The organism is Pseudactinotalea sp. HY160 (assembly GCF_009372055.1).
In the GTDB taxonomy this organism is placed as follows: domain Bacteria; phylum Actinomycetota; class Actinomycetes; order Actinomycetales; family Beutenbergiaceae; genus HY158.
Genome location: NZ_WHMT01000010.1, coordinates 69,928 through 90,990 on the forward strand (window position 1 = coordinate 69,928; position 21,063 = coordinate 90,990).

The window sequence follows — 21,063 nt, forward strand, 5'->3', positions numbered from 1 at the left end:
CGGTGCGGCGATCCGAGCCCGAGCGGCGATCGGCTCGCCCGGGATCCGCGCAGGCGGCCGCCGAGATCATGCGAGAGCACAACAGCGATGGGAAGGAGATGAGCGAATGGCACAGCCGGACCCCCCTCGTTTCCTGACCGTTGCCGAGGTCGCCGACATGGCCAGGGTCTCGAAGATGACCGTCTACCGAATGGTGCATGCGGGCGATCTGCCCGCGATCCGGGTGGGACGCTCGTTCCGGGTGCCGCAGGCGGCCGTGGAGGAGATGCTCAGTGGACATTCCGACTTCACCACCGGCACCGGGTACTGAGCGCACCGAGACCCGTGTCCGTGGCTGTGGTCGCGGGTAGTAAACTCCAACACCAGCGTGTGGGCGCACATGTCCGCGCCTGACCAGTTCCAGATCCTAGTGAGGTCCTGTGGGTTCAGTAGTCAAGAAGCGTCGGAAGCGGATGGCGAAGAAGAAGCACCGCAAGCTGCTTCGCAAGACGCGCCACCAGCGTCGTAACAAGAAGTGATCGGGAGCCGGACTTCGGTCCGGCTTTCGTGTTCCGTGACGGGGCGCGCCGAGCGCGAGGCGATCGGCAGCCGCGCCGGAGAGGAGGGGTCGCGATGACCGAGGTCCGGTTCTACACGCGCGCCCACTGCCACCTGTGCGAGGAGGCCCGCCGGCTGCTGTCCGCCGAGTGCGCCCGGGCCGGACTCGAGTTCGCCGAGATCGACGTCGATTCGGATCCCGAGCTGCGGGCCCGGTACGGCGAGTACGTCCCGGTCGTCGTGGTCGACGACACCCAGGTCGGCTATTGGCGCATCGAGCCCGCGCGGCTGCGCGCTGCGCTCGGATCCGCCCCCGGACATGACACGGCCCCCAGGTGGTGGCGCCGGCGCCGCACGCCCGGGGGCTGAGGTCGCGCGCCCCGGTGTGGAGCGCGCGACCGCCGGGTCAGGCCGCCGGGACCGCCGCGATGTCGAGGTCGATGCGGATCTTGTCCCCCACGAGCACGCCGCCACCCTCGAGCGCGACGTTCCAGGTGAGGCCGTACTCCTTGCGGGAGACGGCGGTGGAGGCCGAGAAGCCGAGCCGCTGCACGCCGTCCGGACCGACCGCCTGGCCGTTGTACTCCACGTCCATGTCCACCGGCTTGGTCACGCCGTTGATGGTCAGATCGCCCGTGAGCACGAACTCCTCGCCGGCGCCCTCGAGCCCGGTCGTGGTGAAGGTCCAGGTCGGGTTCTGCTCGGAGTGCCAGAAGTCGGGGGACGTGAGGTGTGCGTCACGGTCGGCGTTGCCGGTCTTCACGCTGCCCGAGGCGATCTCGACGCTGGCGGTCGAGGCCGGGAAGTGGTCGGCGATCGTGATCTGGCCGGTGAAGTCGTCGAAGGAGCCCCGGACGCGGGCCACGGCGGCGTGGCGGGCGGCGAAGCCGATGCGGGAGTGGGCGGTGTCGATCGTGAAGGTGCCGGCGGGGATCGTGGTCATGTCTGCTCCTGTGCCTCGATGAAAAAGTGGTTGAAAGTTGTACTAGTGACTATGATCGGTCTTGCCGAACCTGTCAAGAGCAAGGGACCCTACTGTGATGACCACGACACCGACCCGCTGGCTGAGCCCCGCCGAGCAGCGATCCTGGCGCGCCTATCTCACCGGTTCGGCCGGGCTCGCCGAGGCCCTCAACCGCGACCTGGAGCTTGCGAGCGGGCTCTCCCTGAACGAGTACGAGGTCCTCGTGCGGCTGTCCGAGCTGCCCGAGCGTCGCAGCCGGATGGCCGCCCTCGCCGCGTCCCTCGTGCATTCCCGCTCGCGCCTGACCCACACCGTGGCGCGCTTGGAGCGGCGCGGCTACGTGAGCCGCCGCCAGTGTGCGGGGGACGGCCGCGGGGTCGAGGCCGTGCTCATGGACGACGGTCACGCGGCTCTCGTCGCCGCCGCACCCGGGCATGTGGAGTCGGTCCGTCGCCACCTCGTGGACGTGCTCACCCCGGAGCAGCTGGCGGCCGTGGGGGAGGCGTTCGCCGCGATCGCCCATGCGCTCGGTCGCGAGAGCGCCGGTCCCGGCGTGGCCGAGTAGGGGGGGCGGTCCTCCCAGGATTGTTTGCGAGACTGACGTCATGACACGCACGCTGGTGCACCTCATGCGACACGGCGAGGTGCACAACCCCGACTCGATCCTCTACGGCCGGTTGCCGGACTACCACCTGAGCGACCTCGGGCGCCGGATGGCCGAGACGGTCGCGCGTGATCTCGCGGACACCGGGGCCGACCTCGTGCACCTGCGGGCCTCGCCGCTCGAACGCGCCCAGGAGTCCGCCGCGCCCGTCGCCGCGGCGTTCGATCTCGAGGTCGTGACCGACCCCCGCGTGATCGAGGCGGGCAGCGACCTGCAGGGGCAGGCGATCAGCCGGCACCCCGCGCTGCTGCTGCGCCCGGCGAACCTCGTCAAGCTCTACAACCCGATCCGGCCCTCGTGGGGGGAACCCTTCCAGGACCAGACCGATCGGATGATCACCGCGATCAAGACCGCCCGGGCCGCGGCCGAGGGGCACGAGGCGCTCATCGTCTCCCACCAGAGTCCCATCTGGAGCACCCGGCTCTTCCTCGAGGGGCGCTCGTATCTGCACGATCCGCGCCGGCGGCAGTGCACGCTCGCCTCCCTCACCACCCTGATCTTCGACGGCGCCACGCTCGTGGGCATCGGCTACCGCGAACCCGCGGCCCCGCTGCTCACCCAGGCCACGACCATCACATGATCCGCACTCCCCGACGCCCCCTGTCCACGCGACAGGCACCGGTCACGACACCGCCCGCGCCCGCCCGGAACCACGCCGCGGCCGCACCGGTGCCCGTGCTCGTTCTGCTCCTGGCGGTCGCGCTGCTCGTGCTGGCCGGATGCTCGAGCGGCCCGTCCGCGGCGGAAGCCGCCGACGCCGGCTACGTCAACGGCGACGGCACCGTGCGGACCTGGCCGCCCGAGAAGCGCGGCGAGATCGTCGAGCTCGCCGGCGAGACCATGGCCGGCGACCCGGTGGACATCGCCGACTGGCGCGGGCGACCCGTCGTGCTCAACTTCTGGTACGCGGAGTGCCCGCCGTGCCGCAAGGAGGCGCCCGACCTGGCCGCGCTGGCCACCGAGTACGAGGACAGCGTCGAATTCCTCGGCGTCAACCACACGAACGAGCCCGCGACCGCGCAGGCCTTCGAACGCCGATTCGAGCTGCCCTACCCGAGCCTGTACGACAAGCAGGCCGCGGGCGTGGCCGCCGTTCAGGGAGTGGTGCCGCTGGCGGCCATGCCCTCGACCGTCGTCCTCGATCCACAGGGGCGCGTCGCGGCCCGGATCATCGGCCTGGCCGACAAGAGCACGCTCGCCTCCCTCATCGACGACGCCCTCGCCGAGGTGGACGGGGCGCAGTGATCGGCTCCACCTTCGCCACCACGGTCCTGTCGGGCCCGATGCTGCTCGCGATCCCGGTGGCGCTCCTGGCCGGGCTCGTCTCCTTCGCCTCCCCGTGCGTGCTCCCGCTCGTGCCCGGCTACGTCGGCTACGTCGGCGGGATGGCCGGCGCCGAGGGGGGAGCCGGGGCGGGCGGCCGGCGGCGCGGCCGGATGCTCCTCGGCGTGGCGCTGTTCATCGCCGGGTTCACGGCCGTCTTCGTGGCGATGACCGCGCTCGTCACGAGCCTGGGACTCGTGCTCGTGCAGCATCAGGACCTCATCACCCGGCTGCTCGGGGTGATCGTGCTGCTGCTCGGGCTCGCGTTCCTCGGGGCGTTCCCGTTCCTCCAGCGCGAGCGGCGGCTGCACGTGTCCCCGCGGGCCGGCCTCGTCGGTGCCCCGATCCTCGGCATCGTGTTCGCGCTCGGCTGGGTGCCGTGCATCGGGCCGACGCTCGCCGCCGTGCTCACCCTCGCCTACGACCAGGAGAGCCCCGCCCGGGCGATCGCGCTCACGATCACCTACTGCATCGGGCTCGGCGTGCCCTTCTTCCTCGTGGCGCTCGGGCTGCGCAGCTCCCGGCGGATGCTCGGCTGGCTCACCCGGCACCGGCTCGGGGTCATGCGATTCGGCGGCGTGCTGCTCACGCTCATCGGCATCCTGCTGGTCACCGGGCTGTGGAACCGCCTCACCCTCCTCCTGCAAGGCCTCATCGACAGCTACGACCTGGTGATCTGATGCCGTACTCGCCCGAGGGGCTCAAAGACGCCCCGGCCCCCGACCCGACCGGCTCAGCCGCCCCGACCGGCCCGACCGACCCGACCGGCTCGGCCGGGCCGACCGCCCCGACCCGGCGCGGCGGCCTCGGCCTCACCGGCTGGCTGCGCTGGATGTGGCGCCAGCTCACCAGCATGCGCGTGGCCCTCATGCTCCTGCTGCTGCTCGCGGTCGTGGCGCTGCCGGGCTCGTTCTTCCCACAGACCCCGCAGAACCCGACCGCGGTCTCCCAGTACCTGCGCGACCACCCGACCTCGGGCCCGTGGCTGGAGCAGCTCGGCTTCTTCGACGTCTACTCCTCCCCGTGGTTCTCCGCGGTGTACCTGCTGCTGTTCACCTCCCTCATCGGCTGCATCGTGCCGCGCGTGGGCGTGCACCTGCGCTCCCTGCGCACCCCGGCCCCGGCCGTGCCCCGCCGACTCACCCGGTTCCCGGTGCGGGAGCAGTACCCGCTCGCGGCCGACCCCGCCACGGCGCAGGCCCGCGCGGCCCACGTGCTGCGCCGTTCCAAGATCGCCACCCGCGAGGAGCCCGGCGGGGTCCTCACCGTCTCGAGCGAGACCGGATACGGCCGTGAGACCGGCAACATCGTGTTCCACCTCGCCCTCGTCGGCGTGCTCGTGACGATGGCGTGGGGCCAGCTCGTGCACTATCGCGGCCAGGCCGTGGTGGTCGAGGGGCACTCCTTCGTCAACGCGCCGCTCGACTACAACTCCTTCGACTCCGGGGCACTCTTCGCGGAGGGCGATCTCGAGCCCTTCCGGTTCACGCTCGAGGACTTCAGCTCCCAGTTCACCATCGACGCCCGCGCCCGCGACTTCCAGGCCGACGTCACGGTCACCACCCCGGACGGGCACACGTCGTCGGAGCAGGTCAAGGTGAACGATCCGATGGCGATCGACAACGCCCGGGTCTACCTCATGGGCAACGGGTACGCCCCGGACCTGGAGGTCACCGACGCCTCCGGCCAGGTCGCCTACTCCGGTCCGGTGCCGTTCCTGCCGCAGAACAGCACCTACATGTCCACCGGGGTCGTCTCGGTCCCGGACGCCAACGCCGGGAAGAACCAGCTCGGCTTCCGGGGCACGTTCCTGCCGAGCGCGATCCCCTCGAGCGACGGCGCGTTCGCAGGCTCGGCCCACCCCGATCCGCTCGACCCGGTGCTCGTGCTCGAACTGTGGGAGGGGGATCTCGGGCTGGACGAGGGGGTGCCGAAGAGCCTCATGCAGCTCGACACCACGAACATGGAGCAGGTGATGACACCCAGCTCCACCGGCTCCGGTGAGCTCGTGCCCTATCGCGCCGTGCTTCGCCCGGGGGAGAGCGTCGACCTGCCCGGGGGGCGGGGCACGGTCACCTTCACGGACCTGCCGCGATACGTCGCCCTCGACCTGCGCTACGACCCGTCGATCGTCTGGATGGGCGTCTTCGCCGGGCTCGCGTTCGCCGGTCTCATCGGGTCGCTCTTCCTGCGCCGGCGCCGGATCTGGATCAGGCTGGTGCCGGCCGCGGACGGAACTACGATGGTCGAGGCGGCCGCGCTCGCCCGCGGGGACGATCCCGGCCTCGCGCGGGCGCTGGACCGGGTGCTGACCGCCATGGAACCGAAGGACGAATGATGAATGTTGCCGACCTGAGCACCGCACTCGTCTACGCTGCGATCGCGGCGTACACGGTGGCGATGATCGCCTTCTCCGTCGACCTCTCGGGACTCGCGCTGGCCCGGTCCGAGGCCAAGCCCCGCCGCGCCGCCGCGATCGGGATGAGCACCACGTGGCTCGCCGCCGGGCTGCACCTGCTCGCGCTCGTCACCCGCGGGATCGCCGCCGGCCGGGCGCCGTGGGCGAACATGTTCGAGTTCACGCTCATGTTCACGTTCTTCATGGTGGCGATCTTCCTCGGCCTCAACCTGCGCCGCGACATCCGCTTCATCGGCTCGGCCGTCACCCTCCTGGTGGTCCTCGGCCTCGGCGTCGCGGTCTCCGTGCTCTTCGTCACCGCCGTGGGGGTCGAGCCGATCCTCGACTCCTACTGGCTCCTCATCCACGTCTCCGTCGCCACCCTCTCGACCGGACTGTTCTCCGTGGCGGCCGTGTTCGCCGGCCTGCAGCTGATCCAGCACCGGGTCGAACGCACGCGCGACGGCCACACGCCCGCAGCCGTCGTCACCCTGCGTTCCAAGCGTGCGGACGACGCAGCTCGCCGTCGGCAGGAGCGCGCCGCCCGGGTGGTGGGTCACCCGGAGGGCGCGGCCGTCATGACGGGCATGACGGATACTGTCCCGGCCGCGGCGGACAGCCGGGTCCGGGCCACCGCCACGCTCGTGGAGGACGCACCCACAGCAGTCATAGCCGCCGCAGCAGGCACAGCCGACACGGCCGACACGGCCGACACAGTGGGCGCGGTCGACACAACGGGAGCGGGCGCCGGCCGGCCCGGTGAGGCCGTGGGACCCGCGGCCCTGGGAGCCGACGCCGCTGGGCCCTCGGGCCCGCTCGCACGGCTCATGGGGAGCCTGCCGAGCGCCTCGACGCTCGAGTCGTGGTGCTACCGGCTCAGCGCCATCGGGTTCGTCACCTGGACCTTCACCCTCGTGGCCGGCGCGATCTGGGCCGAGCACGCGTGGGGCCGCCCGTGGGGTTGGGACCCGAAGGAGACCTGGACGTTCGTCATCTGGGTCATCTACGCGGCCTACCTGCACGCCCGCGCCACGGTCGGCTGGACCGCGGAGAAGTTCGCCTACTTCGCGCTCGCCGGGTTCCTCGCGCTGCTGGCGAACTACTACATCGTCAACATCTTCATCCCGGGCAACCACTCCTACTCGGGCCTCTGAGGGACCGGGTGCCCTGAGGAGGAGCCGGGTGGCCGGAGGGGCCGGGCGCCCGCCTACCGGCCGTCGGAGGGGTGATCGTCCGAGGGGTGCCCGTCGCCGCTGCGGCCCCGGCGGTCGTCGTCCGGATCGGGCTCGTGGCCGGGCTCATCGGTCTCGCTCGATCCCGCGGGCGGTGGGCCCTCGTTCGTGCGCCGGTTGCGCTGCTGGAGGTAGCGCAGGAAGTCGGGGTCGTCGTCCGGAGCCTGCGGCATCGGGCGGCGCGATGCCTGCGGGGCGGCGTCCGCGGCGCGCGAGACGAGGAGCCACACGAGGGCGCCGACGACCGGCACCACGATGATGAACGCGACCCACAGCCACGTCGGCCCGACCGAGCGTCGGGAGTCCTCGGACCGGACGCAATCGAGGATCGCATAGATCGTCAGGCCGATGATCGCGAGGGCGAGGAGAACACGGGGCATGGATCCAGCCTACGCTGGGACCATGCTCGTGTATGCGGCCCTCCGGATCCTGCTGCTCCTCGCCGCCATCGGCGGTCTCTACCTGCTCGGACTGCGAGGCTGGCTGCTGGCCGCGGTGGCCATCATCGTGGCCGCGATGCTCTCCTACGTGCTGCTACCGCGCCCGCGTGATCGGGCCGCAGGCCGGCTCGCCCAGGTGGCGGAGCAGCACGGCCGGGTACGCACCGAGCCGTCGGACGAGGAGATCGAGGACGCCGCCGTCGACGGCCCCGGATCAGGCGAGCACGGCCCCGAGGCCGAGGACGATGCCGAAGCCGAGCTGGAGCAGCCCGGTGTCGCGCAGCACGGGCACGAGGGCCCGGCCGGTGTCGCCGCGAAGCACGCGGGAGCTGACGACGAGGGCGAAGATCCCCAGCGGCACCACGAGCAGGTAGGTCCAGTGCCACGTGGCCACGAGCGCTCCCACACAGACGGCGCTGCCGCCGAGGACGAGCGCGACGTACGTCGTCCGGGCCTGCCGGACACCCAGGCGGACCGCTAGCGTGTGCTTGCCCGCCACCTCATCGGTGGCGATATCGCGCAGGTTGTTGACCATGAGCAGCGCGCAGGCGATGAGCCCCATGCCGGTGCCGGCGAGGAACGCCGACCAGGTGATCTCGAGCGTCTGGGTGAAGGTCGTCCCGAGGGTGGCCACCCATCCGAAGAACACGAAGACCGCCACCTCGCCCAGTCCGCGATAGCCGTAGGGGGAGCGCCCGCCGGTGTAGTACCACGCGGCGATCACGCAGACGACGCCGACGAGGATGAGATACCAGGTGCCCGCGAGCAGGCTCAGCGCGACGCCCGCGGCACCCGCCAGCGCGAAGAACGCGAAGGCGAGGAGCTTGACGCTCCGGGGAGTCACGAGCCCGGACGCCGTGAGCCGCGTGGGTCCGACCCGGTCCGAGTCGGTGCCGCGGATCCCGTCGGAGTAGTCGTTGGCGAAGTTGACGCCGATCTGCAACGCCAACGCCACGATCACCGCGAGGGCGGCGAGGAGCGCATCCGCATCGGCGCCGGCCATCCCGGTTCCCGCGAGCACGGGCGCGATCGCCGCGGGCAGGGTCCGCAGGCGGGCCCCCTCGAGCCAGTCGGCGAGGGTCGGTCGGGGAGCGGGCGCGGGGGCGGTCACGGATCCAGCGTAGCCGCCACGCGCGGGCCCGTTCGGCGGCCGGACGGGCTCTTGGGGAGCCACCGGGTGGCTCGGACTACCTGTGGTGTGGTCGGGGCCACCCACATCCGCGGGCGGGAGTGACTGGGTGGTTCGGACTACCTGTGGCGGGGTCCGGGCCACCCACATCCTCGGTGGGGAGTCACTGGGTGGTTCGGACTACATGTGGCGGGGCCCGGGCCACCCACATCCGCGGGCGGGCGCGATCCGCGACTCGCGTCGGGCCGGGCATCGGCAGCCCAGGCGGCGACGGCCAGCCGATCCACCTTGCCGGGACCGCGCAGCGGCAGCGACTCCCGCAGGAACAGCACCCGGGGCGCAGCCGCGGCGCCGACCGCCGACTTCACCCGCGCGCGGATCGTGTCGAGGAGTCCTGCCGGCGTCCGTGCATCAGCCGCGGGCACCACGACCGCGACGATCTCGGTGCCCCATTCGCGCGAGGCCCGGCCCACCACGCAGACCCCGGCGACGCCGTCGACTTCGCCGATCACCCGCTCGACCGCGGCCGGATGCACGTTGACCCCGCCCGAGATGAGCACGTCGTCGATCCGGCCGAGCACCTCGAGCCGCCCGTCCGAGCACCGTCCCAGGTCGCTCGTGCGGAACCACCGACGCCCGGCCGTGAGGGTGAACGGCTGCGGCCCGTCGTCGAGGTACCCGCTCGTGACCATCGGGCCGCTCAGCTGCACCGCGCCGCCCTCGAGGCGCACCTCGACGCCATCGAGCGGGACGCCGTCGTACACGCAGCCGCCCGCCGTCTCGGTCATGCCATACGTGGTGACGACGTGCACGCCCCTCTCCCGCGCCATCGCCACCGCGGCCGGGTCGACGGCCGAACCGCCCACGAGCACGGCGTCGAGTGCGGCGAGCGCCTCGAGGTCGGAGCGTCCGGCCGGCGAGAGGGCGCGGATGAGCTGGGTCGGCACGATCGAGGCGTAGCGCGGCACGTCGGTGCGCAGGCGGGCGACGGCATCGGCGATCGTCTCCTCGGAACCCAGCTGCACCGGAGTCGTGCCCGCGAGTATGGAGCGGCCCAGCACCTGCAACCCCGCGATGTGCCCGGCCGGCAGCGCGAGCAGCCACTGCCCCGGTCCGGCGAGGCGCGCCTCGGTCGCCCGCACGCTCGCGGTCACCTCGGCCGTGGTCAGCGGTACAGGGCGCCCGCGCCCCGAGACCGAACCGGACGTACGAATGACGAGCGCGGCGTCCATAGGCACCTCGCGTTCCGGCGGCTCCCCCACGATCATCGGGGGCCCGCCGCGCAGGGCGGCGTCGAGGTCGGCGAGGAGGCGGTCCACGGTCACCCTCGCAGGATACGGCCGGGGGCCGGCACCCACGAGGAGGCCGGCCACCGGCCACCGGCCGACCATCGGTCAGCCGCGAGTACCTCGCCGCCGGACGAATACCGCGCCGGCCGCGAGCAGGAGCAGCGCGGTGACGGCGACGGCGAGCACGTTCGCACCCGTGTCGGGCAGCGGCACGGCACCCTCGCCGTCGCCGGCATCGGTTCCTACATCGCTCCCGGTACCCGCGGCCGAGGCCTCCGGGTCCTGCGAGCCACCCTCCGCCGAGGCCGCCCCATCGTCACCGCCGGCGCCGGTGGTCCCGTCGACATCACCGCCCGTATCGGCCGTGCCGCCGACATCACCGCCAGTGTCGGTGGTCCCGTTGTCGGCTCCACCGGTGTCGGCGGTCCCGTCGTCGGTATCCGCGCCGGTGTCGCTTGTCCCGTCGGTGTCCGCACCGGTGTCGGTGGTCCCGTCGGTGTCTGCACCGGTGTCGGTGGTCCCGTCGGTGTCCGCGCCGGTGTCGGTGGTCCCGTTGTCGTCTCCGCCGGTGTCCTCCGGCGAGACGGTGACGGTGGCGCCCACCTGGAGCTCCATCGGGTGGTCACCCTGGATCACGCCGTCGGGGAGGGGGAAGGTGGCGGTGGCGGTGTAGTCGCCGGCCTGGGTGCCGTCGTAGTCGGTGAGGGTCCAGTCGAGGGTGACGGTGTGGGTGGTGCCGTCGCTGTCGGTGATGGTGGTGGTGGTCGGGAGGGTGGCGGTTGCGTTGCTCTCGGTCGTGCCGAACGCCACGGTCACGTCCTCGACGGCGGTGATCGCCGCGATCGTGGGGAGGGCCTCGGCCTCGACGGTGACGGTGGCGCCCACCTGGAGCACCATCGGGTGGTCGCCCTGGATCACGCCGTCGGGGAGGGGGAAGGTGGCGGTGGCGGTGTAGTCGCCGGGCCGGGTGCCGTCGTAGTCGGTGAGGGCCCAGTCGAGGGTGACCTCGCGGTTCGAGGTGGCCCCCTCGAGGCTGGTCGTGATCGTCGTCGCGGCCGGCAACGCCGCGAGGGCGGCCGCCTCGCTCGTGCCGAACGTCACCGTCACGCCCTCGACGCCGGCGATCTCGGTGAGCACCTCCTGCGCGGGTGCCTCGACGGGATCCCCATAGAGGTTCACCTCGGCGGCCCCGGCGAACCGGGTGCCGTTCGCCGCGGAGGTCGCCACGAGCTTCGCGTAGCGGGCCTCGACTGGGTCGAACGCGATGTAGGCGAGTTCGCCCGTGGGGTCGAACGTGCCTTCGGCGACCTTCGTCCACGTCTCGCCGTCGGAACCGACGTAGAACTCATAGCCGGCGATCGTGCCGTTGGCGCCCTTCACGTCTTGGCGCGGGAGGTAGTCGAACCCGGTCAGAGTGTTCTCGGAGTGGGTGTCGATCACGAGTTCGTGGGGCATCGCCTGGTCCTCGGTGGTGCCGGTGTTGTACTCGGTGTGCCAGAAGGTCGCGGGGTTGCCGTCGATCGACCGCGTCGCCCGGCCGTCCTCACCGTCGGTCTCCTCGCTGTCGGTGCTCACGGTCCACTCGGCCCGGTCGAGGGTCGTGGCCGGATAGAGATTGAGCTCGGCCACCGACGCGAAGCCGGAGTCGGCGGAGTAGCTGCCGTTCTTCGACGTCGTCAGCGCCTCGAGGCGGACGTAGCGGGCGAGCGTCGGCGTGAGCTCGACCCGGGCCCGGGCCCCGGGCGGGTCGAACGTTCCGCGGGCGACCTCCGTCCAGGTCTCGCCGTCGAGGCTCGTGTAGACCGCGTAGTCCTTGATCGTGCCGTTGCCGTCCGGCGCGTCCTGCCGAGGCAGGTGATCGAGCCCGCCGACCACGTGCAGGTTGCCCTCGCCCATGTCGATCGTCAGCTGGTGCGGCAGTTGAGCGATCGCGGGGTTGTAGGCGGTGTGCCACAGGGTCGAGACGTCGCCGTCGATCGCGCGCTGCGCCGCCCCGTTCTCGCCCGCGGACTCGGCGCTGTCGGTCGTGGCCACCCAGCCGGTGCGGTCGAGGGCGACGTCGACCGGCAACGGCTCCGAGGGGGTCGGGGGCTCGTCGGTCGGTGTGCCCTCGAGGAGCACGACCTGGAAGGGCGCGAGGGTCGCGTGGTAGTCGGTGCCCGCGGTGGCCACGAAGTCGTCGTATCCGCCGTCCCGGGCGGTGAACTTGTAGGTGCCGGCGGCGCCGTCGGGCAGTTCGAGCACGTCGCCGACGTCGATCGCGAAGGATTGGGCACGTGCGCTCGGGTTGCGCAGCATGATCATGGTTCGCTCACCGTCGGTGCTGTTCTGCCAGGCCGCGGTGCCGTAGACCTCGCCGAGGGCCGCGTCCCCGCCCACCCAGTGCACGTCGGTGAGCAGGTCGGTGTTCTCTCGTGACCACCGCGCGTTCGCGGCGACCTCGTCCCAGAACCAGTCCGCTCCCGGCTGGTCCGGGCGCACCTGCGTGTTGCGGACGTACAGTTCCTGCAGGCTCAGGCCCATCGCGAAGTACCCGCGCAGGTCCGCGGCCACCCCCGTGCGCACCGACTCCTTGGTCAGGTCGTGATCGGGGGAGAACTGCGGGGCGCGCTCGGAGAAGATGAACCCGTGGTTCATGAGCGCGGTCACGGGGAACAGCGGGTTCGTGGTCACCGTGTGCTCATACGTGATCGAGTCGCGGTAGCTCACGTACTTCTCGCGGGGGTCCCCCTCGCCGGCCTGCTGGGCGTCGTGGCCGTCGCGCCAGATCGAGTCGACGTACCAGAGCCAGTACGGTGAGCGCCACGTGCCCACGGTCGCGTTGATGAAGACGTCCGGCGTGTGTTCGCGCATGTCGCCGGTCATCGACAGCAGCGCCTCGTAGTCGCGGACGTAGGCCGCGTTCGGGCGCTGCTGCCACAGCCCGCCGCCGATGCCGTCGAACTTGAAGCCCTGCACGCCCTGGTTTTCCATCATGTCGAAGACGACGTCGCGGAACCGCTCGTAGTAGCGCTCGCCGCCCAGGTCGAAGCCGCCGTTCGGCCCGTGGGTGTCGAGCCGCTCGCCGGCCGGCTTGGAGTTGTTGAGCTGCTTGCGGCGGCTCGAGCTCTCGCCGTAGCCGCCGAACGGGGACATCCACACCGACAGCGAGGCGTCGTAGGTCGCGGCCTCGGCCTTCTGGGGCGCGAAGCCGTCGGGGAACTGCACGGGGTCGAAGTCCCACACCTCGAGGCCGGTCTCGTCCGGCTGCTGCGGCGCACGCAGGTAGTCCCAGCCGTCGTCGATCCAGAACGAGTCGATCGTGGCGCCCCGGTCGGTCAGTTCGGTGCCGAAGAGGTCGATCGCCTCGTTCAGCTCGCTCGAATCGATGATCAGCCCCGGGGGCTTGAGGTCGAACCAGCTCTGGTAATGCAGGAAGGTCCGGCGGGCGTGTGCCCGGTCGCGCTCGACGTAATAGGTGAAGGCTCGGCGCAGCTGGCCCGGCGGGGTCACACCGATCGAACTCGAGTACTGCCACGTCGAGGCCGCGGCGAGATCGCCCTCACGGTCCACCCACGAGGTGATCGAGTTCCCGTCGACCGTCGTCTCGGCCATGGGATTCTCGACACCGGCGAACGCCACCTCGGCGCCCTCCGGACCGATCGCGACCGGACTGCCGGCGCTGTCGCCGACGATCCGTGCGCCCGCGGCGGTGAGCTCCTGCAACTGCAGCCGCGAGATGCTCACGGCGGCAGCGCCGTTGTTCGTGACGGTGACGTTCTGCTGGAGGTTGTTCGCGTCGTCGCGCAGCTCCGCCTGCCAGACCACCTCGAGGTCGTAGCCGTCCGATGTGTAGGCGTAGGTGACGGAGGCGCGCTCCCCGTCCTCCTGATCCGACATGCGTGCCGCATCCGCGTCGCCGGCCACCGAGGTGATCGCCGGCGGGGAGGTCACGGTCATGGTCTCGGGGGTGAGCTCCGGCCCGCCGTCGACCGAGAGTCGGAACAGGGCGCCGCCGGTGACGCCGAGGTCGCCGGACGCCCCGGCCAGGCCGCCGAGCGTCAGCGCGCCGCCGTTCGCGCCCATGAACGTGGCCGTGAGGACGGCGTTGGCGAACGTGAGCGTGTCGCCGTCGAGCTGCGCCGTCGCCGGGCCGGGCGTCGTGCCCGGATAGGCGAGGTCGCCGGCGTCGAGCAGGCCGGGGTCGTCCGCCGCGGCCGCAGGGGCCTGCGGGATGGTCGGGGGAACCGGCTGGGCGGTCGCGGCGACCGGAACGAGGAGCGCGAGCGCGGTGGCCGCGGCGCCCACACCGAGGAGAGAGCAACGTTGACGGGTAAACATCAGACACCTTCGTCGAGTGACAAGTTGCTCGAAAATAGCACGACCGTGAGCGCAAGTCACCTAGACCGCTCAGAAGTGCTCGAAAAGTGGCGAGTTTGCGCCGTGCCGGTCCGTGTCGGCCCGTGCCTGCTCCATGCCTGCTCCGTGCCTGATCCATGCGTGATCCGTACCCGTCGAGTGGAGGCGTCCGGCCGACGATCCCCGCGCGCGAGGCGGGGTCGAATTCCCGGCGTGCGCCCTACGATGAGGCCATGCGCCGATTCCGCCACCTCGCCCCCGCTCGCCTCGGCAGCGTGGGGGTGTTGGGCCTCGCGGCCGTCCTGCTCGTCGGCTGCGCGCCGAAGCCCGCCCCGACCGAGTGGGTGACCGTCGCTCCCACTGTGAGCGCCGACAAGACCGTCCCGCCGGACCCCGCCCAGCAGGTCCGCTGGCCGCTCACGGGGGAGCCGGCGCCGGATGCCGGCGACGACCTGGAGCGCGCCGCCGTCTCCGTGAAGATCGAGAACTCTGCGGCCTCGCGGCCGCAGGTGGGGCTGCAGCGCGCGGACATCGTGTGGGAGGAACTCGTCGAGGGCGGCATGACCCGCTTCGTGGCCACCTACCACTCGGATCTCCCCGAGGACGTCGGCCCCATCCGCTCGATCCGGCCGATGGATGCCGCCATCGCCGGACCGGTCGGCGGCGTGCTCGCCTACTCCGGCGGCCAGCTCGCCTACCAGCAGAAGGCCCGCGCGGCCGGGCTCGTGCTCGTGTCCGACGACGGGGGCGGGTCCGGCTTCTACCGCAATCCGCAGCGCCGCGGCGACCACACCCTTTTCGGCGATCCCCGGACCTTCCTTGCACGGGCCGGCGACGCGGCCCCGCCCCCGGCGCAATTCGCCTACGCCGACTCCGCGGCCGAATCCTCCGCCGCGACCGATGGACGGGAAGCGAGCGCGGTCGCCACGACCTTCCCCGCCTCGAGCCCGTCCTGGCGGTGGGGCGACGGTGGCTGGCGCCGGTACGAGTCCGGCTCGCCCGCCACGGACGGCGGCGACCAGATCACGGCGGCGAACGTCGTCGTGCTCACGGTCACGATCCGCGACACGGGCAACCGGGACGCGGCCGGCGCACCCGTGCCCGAGACGATCCTCACCGGCACCGGGGAGGCGATCGTGCTGAGCGACGGTCACGCGATCGACGGCACCTGGTCCAAGGGCGACGCCACCGACGTGATCGAGCTGACCGATGCGGGCGGAGAGGTGATCGAGCTGACGCCCGGAAACACGTGGGTCGAACTCGTGCCGGTCATGCGCGGCACCATCGCCGTCTCATAGCGGACCGCCCTCGACCTCCGGCGACCTGCGCGAGCGCGCCGGCTCAGGAGTCCTCAGAAGTCCTCAGGAGTCTTCAGAAGTCTCAGAAGTACCGCGGGAAGCCCGACCAGTCGGGATCGCGGCGCTGCAGGAACGCGTCCCTGCCCTCGACGGCCTCGTCGGTCATATAGGCCAGCCGGGTCGCCTCCCCGGCGAAGACCTGCTGGCCCGCGAGCCCGTCGTCCACGAGGTTGAACGCGAACTTGAGCATCCGGATCGCCTGGGGGGACTTCGTGGCGATGATCCGCGCGTACTCGAGCGCGACGTTCTCCAGCTCCGCGTGCGGCACCGCCTCGTTGATCGCCCCCCAGCGCTCGGCCTGCTCCGCCGAGTATTCGCGGGCGAGGAAGAAGATCTCCCGGGCGCGCTTGTCGCCGACCTGGCGGGCGAGCAGGCCCGAGCCGTAGCCGGCGTCGAAGGAGCCGACGTTCGCGTCCGTCTGCATGAACCTCGCGTGTTCGATCGAGGCGATCGTCAGGTCCGCCACGACGTGCAGGCTGTGCCCGCCGCCCGCGGCCCAGCCCGGCACGACCGCGATGACCGGCTTGGGCATCGTGCGCATGAGCCGCTGCACCTCGAGGATGTGCAGCCGCCCCGCCCGCGCCGGATCGACCGTCTGCGCGGTCGAGCCCTCCGCGTACTGGTACCCGGAGCGCCCCCGGATCCGCTGGTCGCCGCCGGAACAGAACGCCCACCCGCCGTCCTTGGGGCTCGGGCCGTTGCCGGTGAGGAGCACGGCCGCGACGTCCGGGCTCATCCGTGCGTGGTCGAGCGCCCGGTACAGCTCGTCGACCGTGTGCGGGCGGAACGCGTTGCGCACCTCGGGCCGGTCGAGCGCGATCCGCACGACCGGCAGGTCGCGCTCGGCACCCGTGGCGCCGCCCGAGCGCTCGACGCCGCGGTGGTAGGTGAGGTCGGTGAAGTCGAATCCGGGGATGTCGCGCCACCGCGCGGGGTCGAAGAGGTCCGAGACCTGTGCTGGCAACTGGCTCACCCCCCAACTCTAGGCCGAACCGCCGGCCGGCCTTCCGCCCCGGGCCCGTCGTCCGATCCGCATAGAGTGAGGCCGTGCAGCCCACCGCCCCCACGGCCTACTCCGTCCGCCTGCGCACGCGATTCCGCGGCCTCGACACCCGCGACGGACTGCTCCTGCGCGGCGACGCCGGCTGGGGCGAGTTCTCCCCGTTCTGGGACTACGACGACGCCACGAGCGCGCCCTGGCTGCGCGCCGCCCGCGAGGCGGCCCGGCTCGGTTGGCCCGCGCCCGTGCGCGCGCGCGTTCCCGTGAACGTCACCATCCCCGCCGTGCGTGCGGACGACGTCGCTCGCCTCGTCGGGGCGAGCGGCGGATGCACGACCGCGAAGGTCAAGGTGGCCGAGCCCGGGCAGGACGTGGCCGACGAGCAGGCCCGGCTCGAGGCCGTCCGCGACGCGCTCGGGCCGCGGGGCCGGATCCGCATCGATGCCAACGGCGCCTGGGACGTGGACACGGCGAGCACCCGGCTGCGGCTCCTCGACCGGGCCGCGGGCGGGCTCGAGTACGCCGAGCAGCCGTGCGCCGACGTGGCCGAGCTGGCGCGGCTGCGGCGCCGCGTCGACGTGCCGATCGCCGCGGACGAGTCGATCCGCCGGGCCGAGGATCCATACGAGGTCGCCCGCCTCGAGGCCGCGGACGTCGTGGTGCTCAAGGTCGCGCCGCTCGGCGGGGTGCGGGCCTGTCTCGAGATCGCCGAGCGGATCGGGCTGCCGGTCGTCGTCTCCTCCGCGCTCGAATCCTCCGTCGGGATCGCCGCCGGGGTGGCGCTCGCGGCGGCCCTGCCGGAACTGCCGTATGCCTGCGGGCTCGCGACCGTCAACCTGTTCACCGCCGACGTGACCGCCGACCCGCTCGTGCCGGTCTCCGGCCATCTGCCCGTGCGCCCGGTCGAACCCGACCTGCTGGCGGGGCTCGGCGGGGATTCGGAACGGCGCTTCCCGGCGGCCGGAGCGGACCTCGCGGAGCGCTGGCGACGGCGCGCCGAGCGGACGGGGCGGCACGCATGACCGGGGCGACGGACTCCGCCCGGCAGATCGTGGCCACGCTTGTGGGCAGCGGGGTGCGCGACGTCGTGCTCGCGCCCGGTTCGCGCAGCGCCCCGTTCGCCTACGCCCTCGCCGCCGCGGCCGAGGCGGGCTGGCTCACCGTGCACGTGCGCGTGGACGAACGGGTCGCGGGCTTCACCGCGCTCGGCCTGGCACGGGTGCGGCCGGCGGCCGTGGTCACGACCTCGGGGACCGCGGTGGCGAATCTGCACCCCGCGATCGCCGAGGCCGCCCACTCCCATCTCCCGCTGCTCGCGGTCACCGCGGACCGGCCGGCGGAACTGCGCGGGGTCGGCGCGAACCAGACGACCGTGCAGCCGGGCATGTTCGCCCCGCTCACCCGACTCGACGTCGATCTGCCCGCGGGCCTCGGCGGCCGTGCGCTCGCCCAGCAGGTGGTGCGGGCCGTGGCATGCGCCCGGGGCGTCGGCGCACCGGGTGGGCCGGTGCACCTGAACGTCGCCCTCCGCGACCCCCTCGTGCCCGGGGATTCCTGGATTCCCGGCCCGGCCCCGGCACCCGCCATCGAGGTCACGGGCCGCGGCGGCGAGCCGTCGGGCGGCCACCACCTCCGGCGCGGTCCGCGGACCGTCGTGCTCGCCGGCGACGGCGCCGGAATCGCCGCCGCCCACTTCGCCGAGGGGGCCGGCCTCCCGCTGCTGGCCGAACCCTCCTCGGGTGCGCGCGCCGGGGCCACGGCGCTGCAGTACCGGCCCGTGCTCACCGGCGAGCTGGGCGATCGGATCGACCGGGTCGTCGTGTTCGGGCGGCCGACGCTCAGCCGGCCGGTCTCGGCGCTGCTTGCCCGCACCGGGGTCGAGGTCGTGGTCGTCGCGTCGCGGCCCGGATGGCCGGACACCTCGGGCAGCGCGAGCGTCGTCACGCCCGCCGTGACGGCCGACCCGCCGGATGAGGCCACGCGGGCCTGGCTCGGCGCGTGGCGCGCGGCCGCCGACCGCGCCCGGCGGGCGGGCCGGCCCGGTGATCGGCCCGGAGATCTGCTCGGCGATCGGCCCACCGGGGCGGCGGTGCTCGACCGCTGCCTGCGCCCGGGCGCGCCCACCACGATGCTCGGCGCCTCGATGACGATCCGCCATGCCGACGTGCACGCCCCGGCGGGGGAGGAGTACACCGACTCCGGCGTTCACGCGAACCGCGGCCTCGCGGGCATCGACGGCACGATCTCGACGGCGACGGGGCTCGCGCTCGGCCTGGATCGCCCCGTGCGGGTCGTGCTCGGCGACCTGAGCTTCGCGCACGATGCCGGCGGGCTGGCGCTGGGGCCGGACGAGATCGAGGCGGACCTGCAGGTGCTCGTGCTCAACGACGGCGGCGGCACGATCTTCTCCACGCTCGAACACGCGGCCGCGCCCGATCCCGTGCTGCGACGGTTCTTCACGACCCCGCTGCGGCTCGACCTGGAGGCGCTCGCCCACGGCTATGGGGCCGACTATCGGCGCGTCGATTCGATGGCGGAGCTGGACCGGGAGCTCGCGCACGAGATCCGCGGACGTAGGGTGGTGGAGATCCCCCTGACGTGACGTCGAGGCAATTCCCAGACGCTGCCCAGGAAAGGCTCCGAACAGCTCCAGGAAGCGGGTGTGGAATGGAGCCATCGAGCAAGGAGTAGCGATGAGCGAACGCCCCACACCACACGGCGACCACGATTCCGACCAGCCACAGTCCGCCTGGGCCACCCCGAACGGCTGGGGCGTCCCGAGCCGACCGGGCCGGCCGGATCCGAGCGGGCCGGCCGTCGACCAGTCGGCCCTCAACCCCGATCCGAGCCGGCCGGACGCGGACCAGTCACATTCGAGCCGGGAGACCGGGGGGCGGCCCGACGCCCCGGCCCACGAGAACCCGCCGGCCCACGAGGCCCCGCCGGCCTATCGGCCGCACCAGCCCTATCTGCCACCGCAGCAGCCGGGTGCCCAGCAGCCCGTGCAGCCGGGCGCTGCTGCGCAGGGCGCCTACGCCGGCTACCAGTATCAGCAGCGGGGCCCGTACGACCAGCAGAACCAGCTGAGCCAACAGAGCCAATACGGCCAACAGGGTCAGCAGGGCCAACAGGGCCAACAGGGCCACCAGGGCCACCAGGGTCACCAGGGTCAACAGGGCCACTCTGACCACGAGGGCCAATACCGCCGGCAGGGAGGGTTCCAGGAATACGGGCGGCCGGATCAGCAGCCGGCGGCCGGCGGCTACCCGGGCTTCCCGGTCGCGCCGGCCCGCCCCGTGCGGGAGCAGAAGCGACCACGGGTGTGGCTCGCCGTGAGCACGGCGGCCGTCCTGGCCGCGGCGCTCGCCACGGGGGGCACGGCCGCCGTCATGAACTCCGATCAGGCCACCGCCGTCGGGATCACCCAGACCACGCAGACCAGTCAGCCCGCGACCGGCGATCCGGCCTGGGCCGAGGTCGCCGCCAAGGTGGCCCCCGCCGTCGTCGCCATCCAGGTGCTCACGAACTCGGGGGAGGCGCTCGGCTCGGGCGTGGTGATCGACGGCTCCGGCCACATCGTGACCAATAACCACGTGGTCGCCGGCGCCCGGAAGCTGCAGGTCACGATGGCGGACGGACAGATCATTCCGGCCACGGTCGTCGGCACCGACCCCACGACCGACCTCGCCGTGATCAAGCTCGACTCGATTCCCGACAACCTTGTCGCCGCCACCCTGGGCACGTCCGCGGATCTCACGGTCGGTCAACCGGTCATGGCCGTGGGGAACCCGCTCGGCCTTGACTCCACCGTCACCACCGGGATCATCTCCGCCCTCGACCGGCCCGTGAGCGCCAGCGACCGGCAGGGCGGTCAGCCGACGATCACGAACGCGATCCAGGTGGACGCCGCGATCAACCCCGGCAACTCGGGCGGGCCGCTGTTCAACTCGGCCGGCCTGGTCGTGGGCATCAACTCCTCGATCGCCACGACGAGCCAGAGTTCGGGCAACATCGGCCTCGGCTTCGCGATCCCGGTCGACCTGGTCAAGAACATCGCCGAGCAGCTCATCGAGAACGGTGTCGCCCAGCACGCCTTCCTCGGTGTCTCGATGAAGGATGCGACCGCCACCGCCGGGGGCGTCACCCGCACCGGCGCCCAGGTGCTCCAGGTCCAGCCCGGAACGCCGGCCGAGCAGGCCGGCATCCAGGAGGGCGACGTGATCGTCGGGATCGACGGCCACTCGGTCGCCAGCGCCGAGTCCCTCACCGGCTACGTGCGCCAGTACAAGTCCGGCGACAAGGTCAAGCTGACGATCATCCGCTCCGGCCAGGAGCTGACCGTCGAGGCCACCCTGACCACCCGGGTGGAATCGAACTGAGGCCCCACCCGG

General features: G+C 72.4%; 19 protein-coding genes and 1 pseudogene. 14 read left to right on the top strand and 6 right to left on the bottom strand.

Annotation, left to right across the window (positions count from 1 at the left end; translation table 11 throughout):
- The first annotated feature begins 106 nt into the window (after positions 1-106).
- From GCG21_RS10755 to GCG21_RS10765, 3 genes are all read left to right on the top strand, one after another.
- Positions 107-310: a helix-turn-helix domain-containing protein gene (locus tag GCG21_RS10755; RefSeq protein ID WP_152909686.1), complete on the top strand. Its 204-nt coding sequence runs from the start codon at positions 107-109 to the stop codon at positions 308-310.
- A 109-nt stretch (positions 311-419) separates the two neighbouring features.
- The gene (locus GCG21_RS10760; RefSeq protein WP_082775156.1) at positions 420-518 is read left to right on the top strand and encodes a 30S ribosomal protein bS22; all 99 of its coding nucleotides are present in this window, start codon (positions 420-422) and stop codon (positions 516-518) included.
- 94 nt (positions 519-612) lie between these two features.
- Entirely contained in the window at positions 613-906 is a 294-nt protein-coding gene (locus GCG21_RS10765; RefSeq protein ID WP_152909687.1) for a glutaredoxin family protein, read from the top strand.
- A 37-nt stretch (positions 907-943) separates the two neighbouring features.
- Here the strand turns inward: GCG21_RS10765 and GCG21_RS10770 are convergent, their stop codons facing one another.
- Positions 944-1,480, bottom strand: a complete 537-nt coding sequence (locus tag GCG21_RS10770; protein ID WP_152909688.1) for a YceI family protein — start codon at positions 1,478-1,480, stop codon at positions 944-946.
- Positions 1,481-1,577: 97 nt separating this feature from the next.
- Between GCG21_RS10770 and GCG21_RS10775 the strand changes: the two genes are divergently transcribed.
- Genes GCG21_RS10775 through ccsB form a run of 6 tightly spaced genes read left to right on the top strand, consistent with a single transcriptional unit; the run spans position 1,578 to position 7,040 of the window.
- On the top strand, positions 1,578-2,066 hold the full coding sequence (locus GCG21_RS10775; protein ID WP_152909689.1) for a MarR family winged helix-turn-helix transcriptional regulator: 489 nt from the start codon (positions 1,578-1,580) through the stop codon (positions 2,064-2,066).
- 40 nt (positions 2,067-2,106) lie between these two features.
- On the top strand, positions 2,107-2,745 hold the full coding sequence (locus GCG21_RS10780) for a histidine phosphatase family protein (RefSeq protein WP_152909690.1): 639 nt from the start codon (positions 2,107-2,109) through the stop codon (positions 2,743-2,745).
- The gene (locus GCG21_RS10785) at positions 2,742-3,410 is read left to right on the top strand and encodes a TlpA disulfide reductase family protein (protein ID WP_152909691.1); all 669 of its coding nucleotides are present in this window, start codon (positions 2,742-2,744) and stop codon (positions 3,408-3,410) included. Before GCG21_RS10780 ends, GCG21_RS10785 begins: the two co-directional genes overlap by 4 nt.
- On the top strand, positions 3,410-4,168 hold the full coding sequence (locus GCG21_RS10790) for a cytochrome c biogenesis CcdA family protein (RefSeq protein WP_228760206.1): 759 nt from the start codon (positions 3,410-3,412) through the stop codon (positions 4,166-4,168). The genes GCG21_RS10785 and GCG21_RS10790 overlap by 1 nt, the downstream gene beginning before the upstream one ends.
- The gene (locus GCG21_RS10795) at positions 4,168-5,826 is read left to right on the top strand and encodes a cytochrome c biogenesis protein ResB (protein ID WP_152909692.1); all 1,659 of its coding nucleotides are present in this window, start codon (positions 4,168-4,170) and stop codon (positions 5,824-5,826) included. Before GCG21_RS10790 ends, GCG21_RS10795 begins: the two co-directional genes overlap by 1 nt.
- The gene (gene ccsB, locus GCG21_RS10800; RefSeq protein ID WP_194165049.1) at positions 5,826-7,040 is read left to right on the top strand and encodes a c-type cytochrome biogenesis protein CcsB; all 1,215 of its coding nucleotides are present in this window, start codon (positions 5,826-5,828) and stop codon (positions 7,038-7,040) included. Before GCG21_RS10795 ends, ccsB begins: the two co-directional genes overlap by 1 nt.
- Before the next feature lie 53 nt (positions 7,041-7,093).
- On the opposite strand, the gene GCG21_RS10805 is transcribed toward ccsB, so the two are convergent.
- A complete protein-coding gene (locus tag GCG21_RS10805; protein ID WP_152909694.1) occupies positions 7,094-7,498 on the bottom strand; it encodes a PLD nuclease N-terminal domain-containing protein in 405 nt (134 codons plus the stop codon).
- 22 nt (positions 7,499-7,520) lie between these two features.
- Here GCG21_RS10805 and GCG21_RS17290 point away from each other — a divergent pair.
- Positions 7,521-7,694, top strand: a pseudogene (locus GCG21_RS17290) (DUF4229 domain-containing protein); the annotation flags it as partial.
- A gap of 78 nt (positions 7,695-7,772) precedes the next feature.
- Here the strand turns inward: GCG21_RS17290 and GCG21_RS10815 are convergent.
- The 3 genes from GCG21_RS10815 to GCG21_RS10825 form a co-directional block, all read right to left on the bottom strand.
- A complete protein-coding gene (locus GCG21_RS10815) occupies positions 7,773-8,669 on the bottom strand; it encodes a 1,4-dihydroxy-2-naphthoate polyprenyltransferase (RefSeq protein ID WP_228759967.1) in 897 nt (298 codons plus the stop codon).
- A gap of 137 nt (positions 8,670-8,806) precedes the next feature.
- Positions 8,807-10,012 carry an AMP-binding protein gene (locus tag GCG21_RS10820; RefSeq protein ID WP_370517455.1) on the bottom strand — a complete coding sequence of 402 codons (1,206 nt, stop codon included), beginning with the start codon at positions 10,010-10,012 and terminating at the stop codon, positions 8,807-8,809.
- A gap of 69 nt (positions 10,013-10,081) precedes the next feature.
- The gene (locus GCG21_RS10825) at positions 10,082-14,296 is read right to left on the bottom strand and encodes a discoidin domain-containing protein (protein WP_152909698.1); all 4,215 of its coding nucleotides are present in this window, start codon (positions 14,294-14,296) and stop codon (positions 10,082-10,084) included.
- A 251-nt stretch (positions 14,297-14,547) separates the two neighbouring features.
- On the opposite strand from GCG21_RS10825, the gene GCG21_RS10830 reads away from it, so the two are divergent.
- Positions 14,548-15,612: a DUF3048 domain-containing protein gene (locus GCG21_RS10830; RefSeq protein ID WP_152909699.1), complete on the top strand. Its 1,065-nt coding sequence runs from the start codon at positions 14,548-14,550 to the stop codon at positions 15,610-15,612.
- An 82-nt stretch (positions 15,613-15,694) separates the two neighbouring features.
- Here the strand turns inward: GCG21_RS10830 and GCG21_RS10835 are convergent, their stop codons facing one another.
- Positions 15,695-16,645: a 1,4-dihydroxy-2-naphthoyl-CoA synthase gene (locus GCG21_RS10835; RefSeq protein WP_153878812.1), complete on the bottom strand. Its 951-nt coding sequence runs from the start codon at positions 16,643-16,645 to the stop codon at positions 15,695-15,697.
- Positions 16,646-16,719: 74 nt separating this feature from the next.
- On the opposite strand from GCG21_RS10835, the gene GCG21_RS10840 reads away from it, so the two are divergent.
- From GCG21_RS10840 to GCG21_RS16750, 3 genes are all read left to right on the top strand, one after another.
- Positions 16,720-17,694 (top strand): o-succinylbenzoate synthase, encoded by a 975-nt coding sequence (locus tag GCG21_RS10840; RefSeq protein ID WP_370517456.1) that lies wholly within the window; start codon positions 16,720-16,722, stop codon positions 17,692-17,694.
- Positions 17,691-19,274 (top strand): 2-succinyl-5-enolpyruvyl-6-hydroxy-3-cyclohexene-1-carboxylic-acid synthase, encoded by a 1,584-nt coding sequence (gene menD, locus GCG21_RS10845; RefSeq protein WP_152909700.1) that lies wholly within the window; start codon positions 17,691-17,693, stop codon positions 19,272-19,274. Before GCG21_RS10840 ends, menD begins: the two co-directional genes overlap by 4 nt.
- Before the next feature lie 91 nt (positions 19,275-19,365).
- A complete protein-coding gene (locus tag GCG21_RS16750) occupies positions 19,366-21,051 on the top strand; it encodes a S1C family serine protease (RefSeq protein ID WP_227993646.1) in 1,686 nt (561 codons plus the stop codon).
- The last annotated feature ends 12 nt before the right edge of the window (positions 21,052-21,063 follow it).

Excerpts from the sequence above, each read along its gene's own strand:
- GCG21_RS10755 (WP_152909686.1), top strand. The coding sequence starts at position 107 with ATGGCACAGCCGGACCCCCCTCGTTTCCTGACCGTTGCCGAGGTCGCC.
- GCG21_RS10765 (WP_152909687.1), top strand. The coding sequence starts at position 613 with ATGACCGAGGTCCGGTTCTACACGCGCGCCCACTGCCACCTGTGCGAG.
- GCG21_RS10770 (WP_152909688.1), bottom strand. The coding sequence starts at position 1,480 with ATGACCACGATCCCCGCCGGCACCTTCACGATCGACACCGCCCACTCC.
- GCG21_RS10775 (WP_152909689.1), top strand. The coding sequence starts at position 1,578 with ATGACCACGACACCGACCCGCTGGCTGAGCCCCGCCGAGCAGCGATCC.
- GCG21_RS10780 (WP_152909690.1), top strand. The coding sequence starts at position 2,107 with ATGACACGCACGCTGGTGCACCTCATGCGACACGGCGAGGTGCACAAC.
- GCG21_RS10785 (WP_152909691.1), top strand. The coding sequence starts at position 2,742 with ATGATCCGCACTCCCCGACGCCCCCTGTCCACGCGACAGGCACCGGTC.
- GCG21_RS10795 (WP_152909692.1), top strand. The coding sequence starts at position 4,168 with ATGCCGTACTCGCCCGAGGGGCTCAAAGACGCCCCGGCCCCCGACCCG.
- ccsB (WP_194165049.1), top strand. The coding sequence starts at position 5,826 with ATGAATGTTGCCGACCTGAGCACCGCACTCGTCTACGCTGCGATCGCG.
- GCG21_RS10805 (WP_152909694.1), bottom strand. The coding sequence starts at position 7,498 with ATGCCCCGTGTTCTCCTCGCCCTCGCGATCATCGGCCTGACGATCTAT.
- GCG21_RS10825 (WP_152909698.1), bottom strand. The coding sequence starts at position 14,296 with ATGTTTACCCGTCAACGTTGCTCTCTCCTCGGTGTGGGCGCCGCGGCC.
- GCG21_RS10830 (WP_152909699.1), top strand. The coding sequence starts at position 14,548 with ATGCGCCGATTCCGCCACCTCGCCCCCGCTCGCCTCGGCAGCGTGGGG.
- menD (WP_152909700.1), top strand. The coding sequence starts at position 17,691 with ATGACCGGGGCGACGGACTCCGCCCGGCAGATCGTGGCCACGCTTGTG.
- GCG21_RS16750 (WP_227993646.1), top strand. The coding sequence starts at position 19,366 with ATGAGCGAACGCCCCACACCACACGGCGACCACGATTCCGACCAGCCA.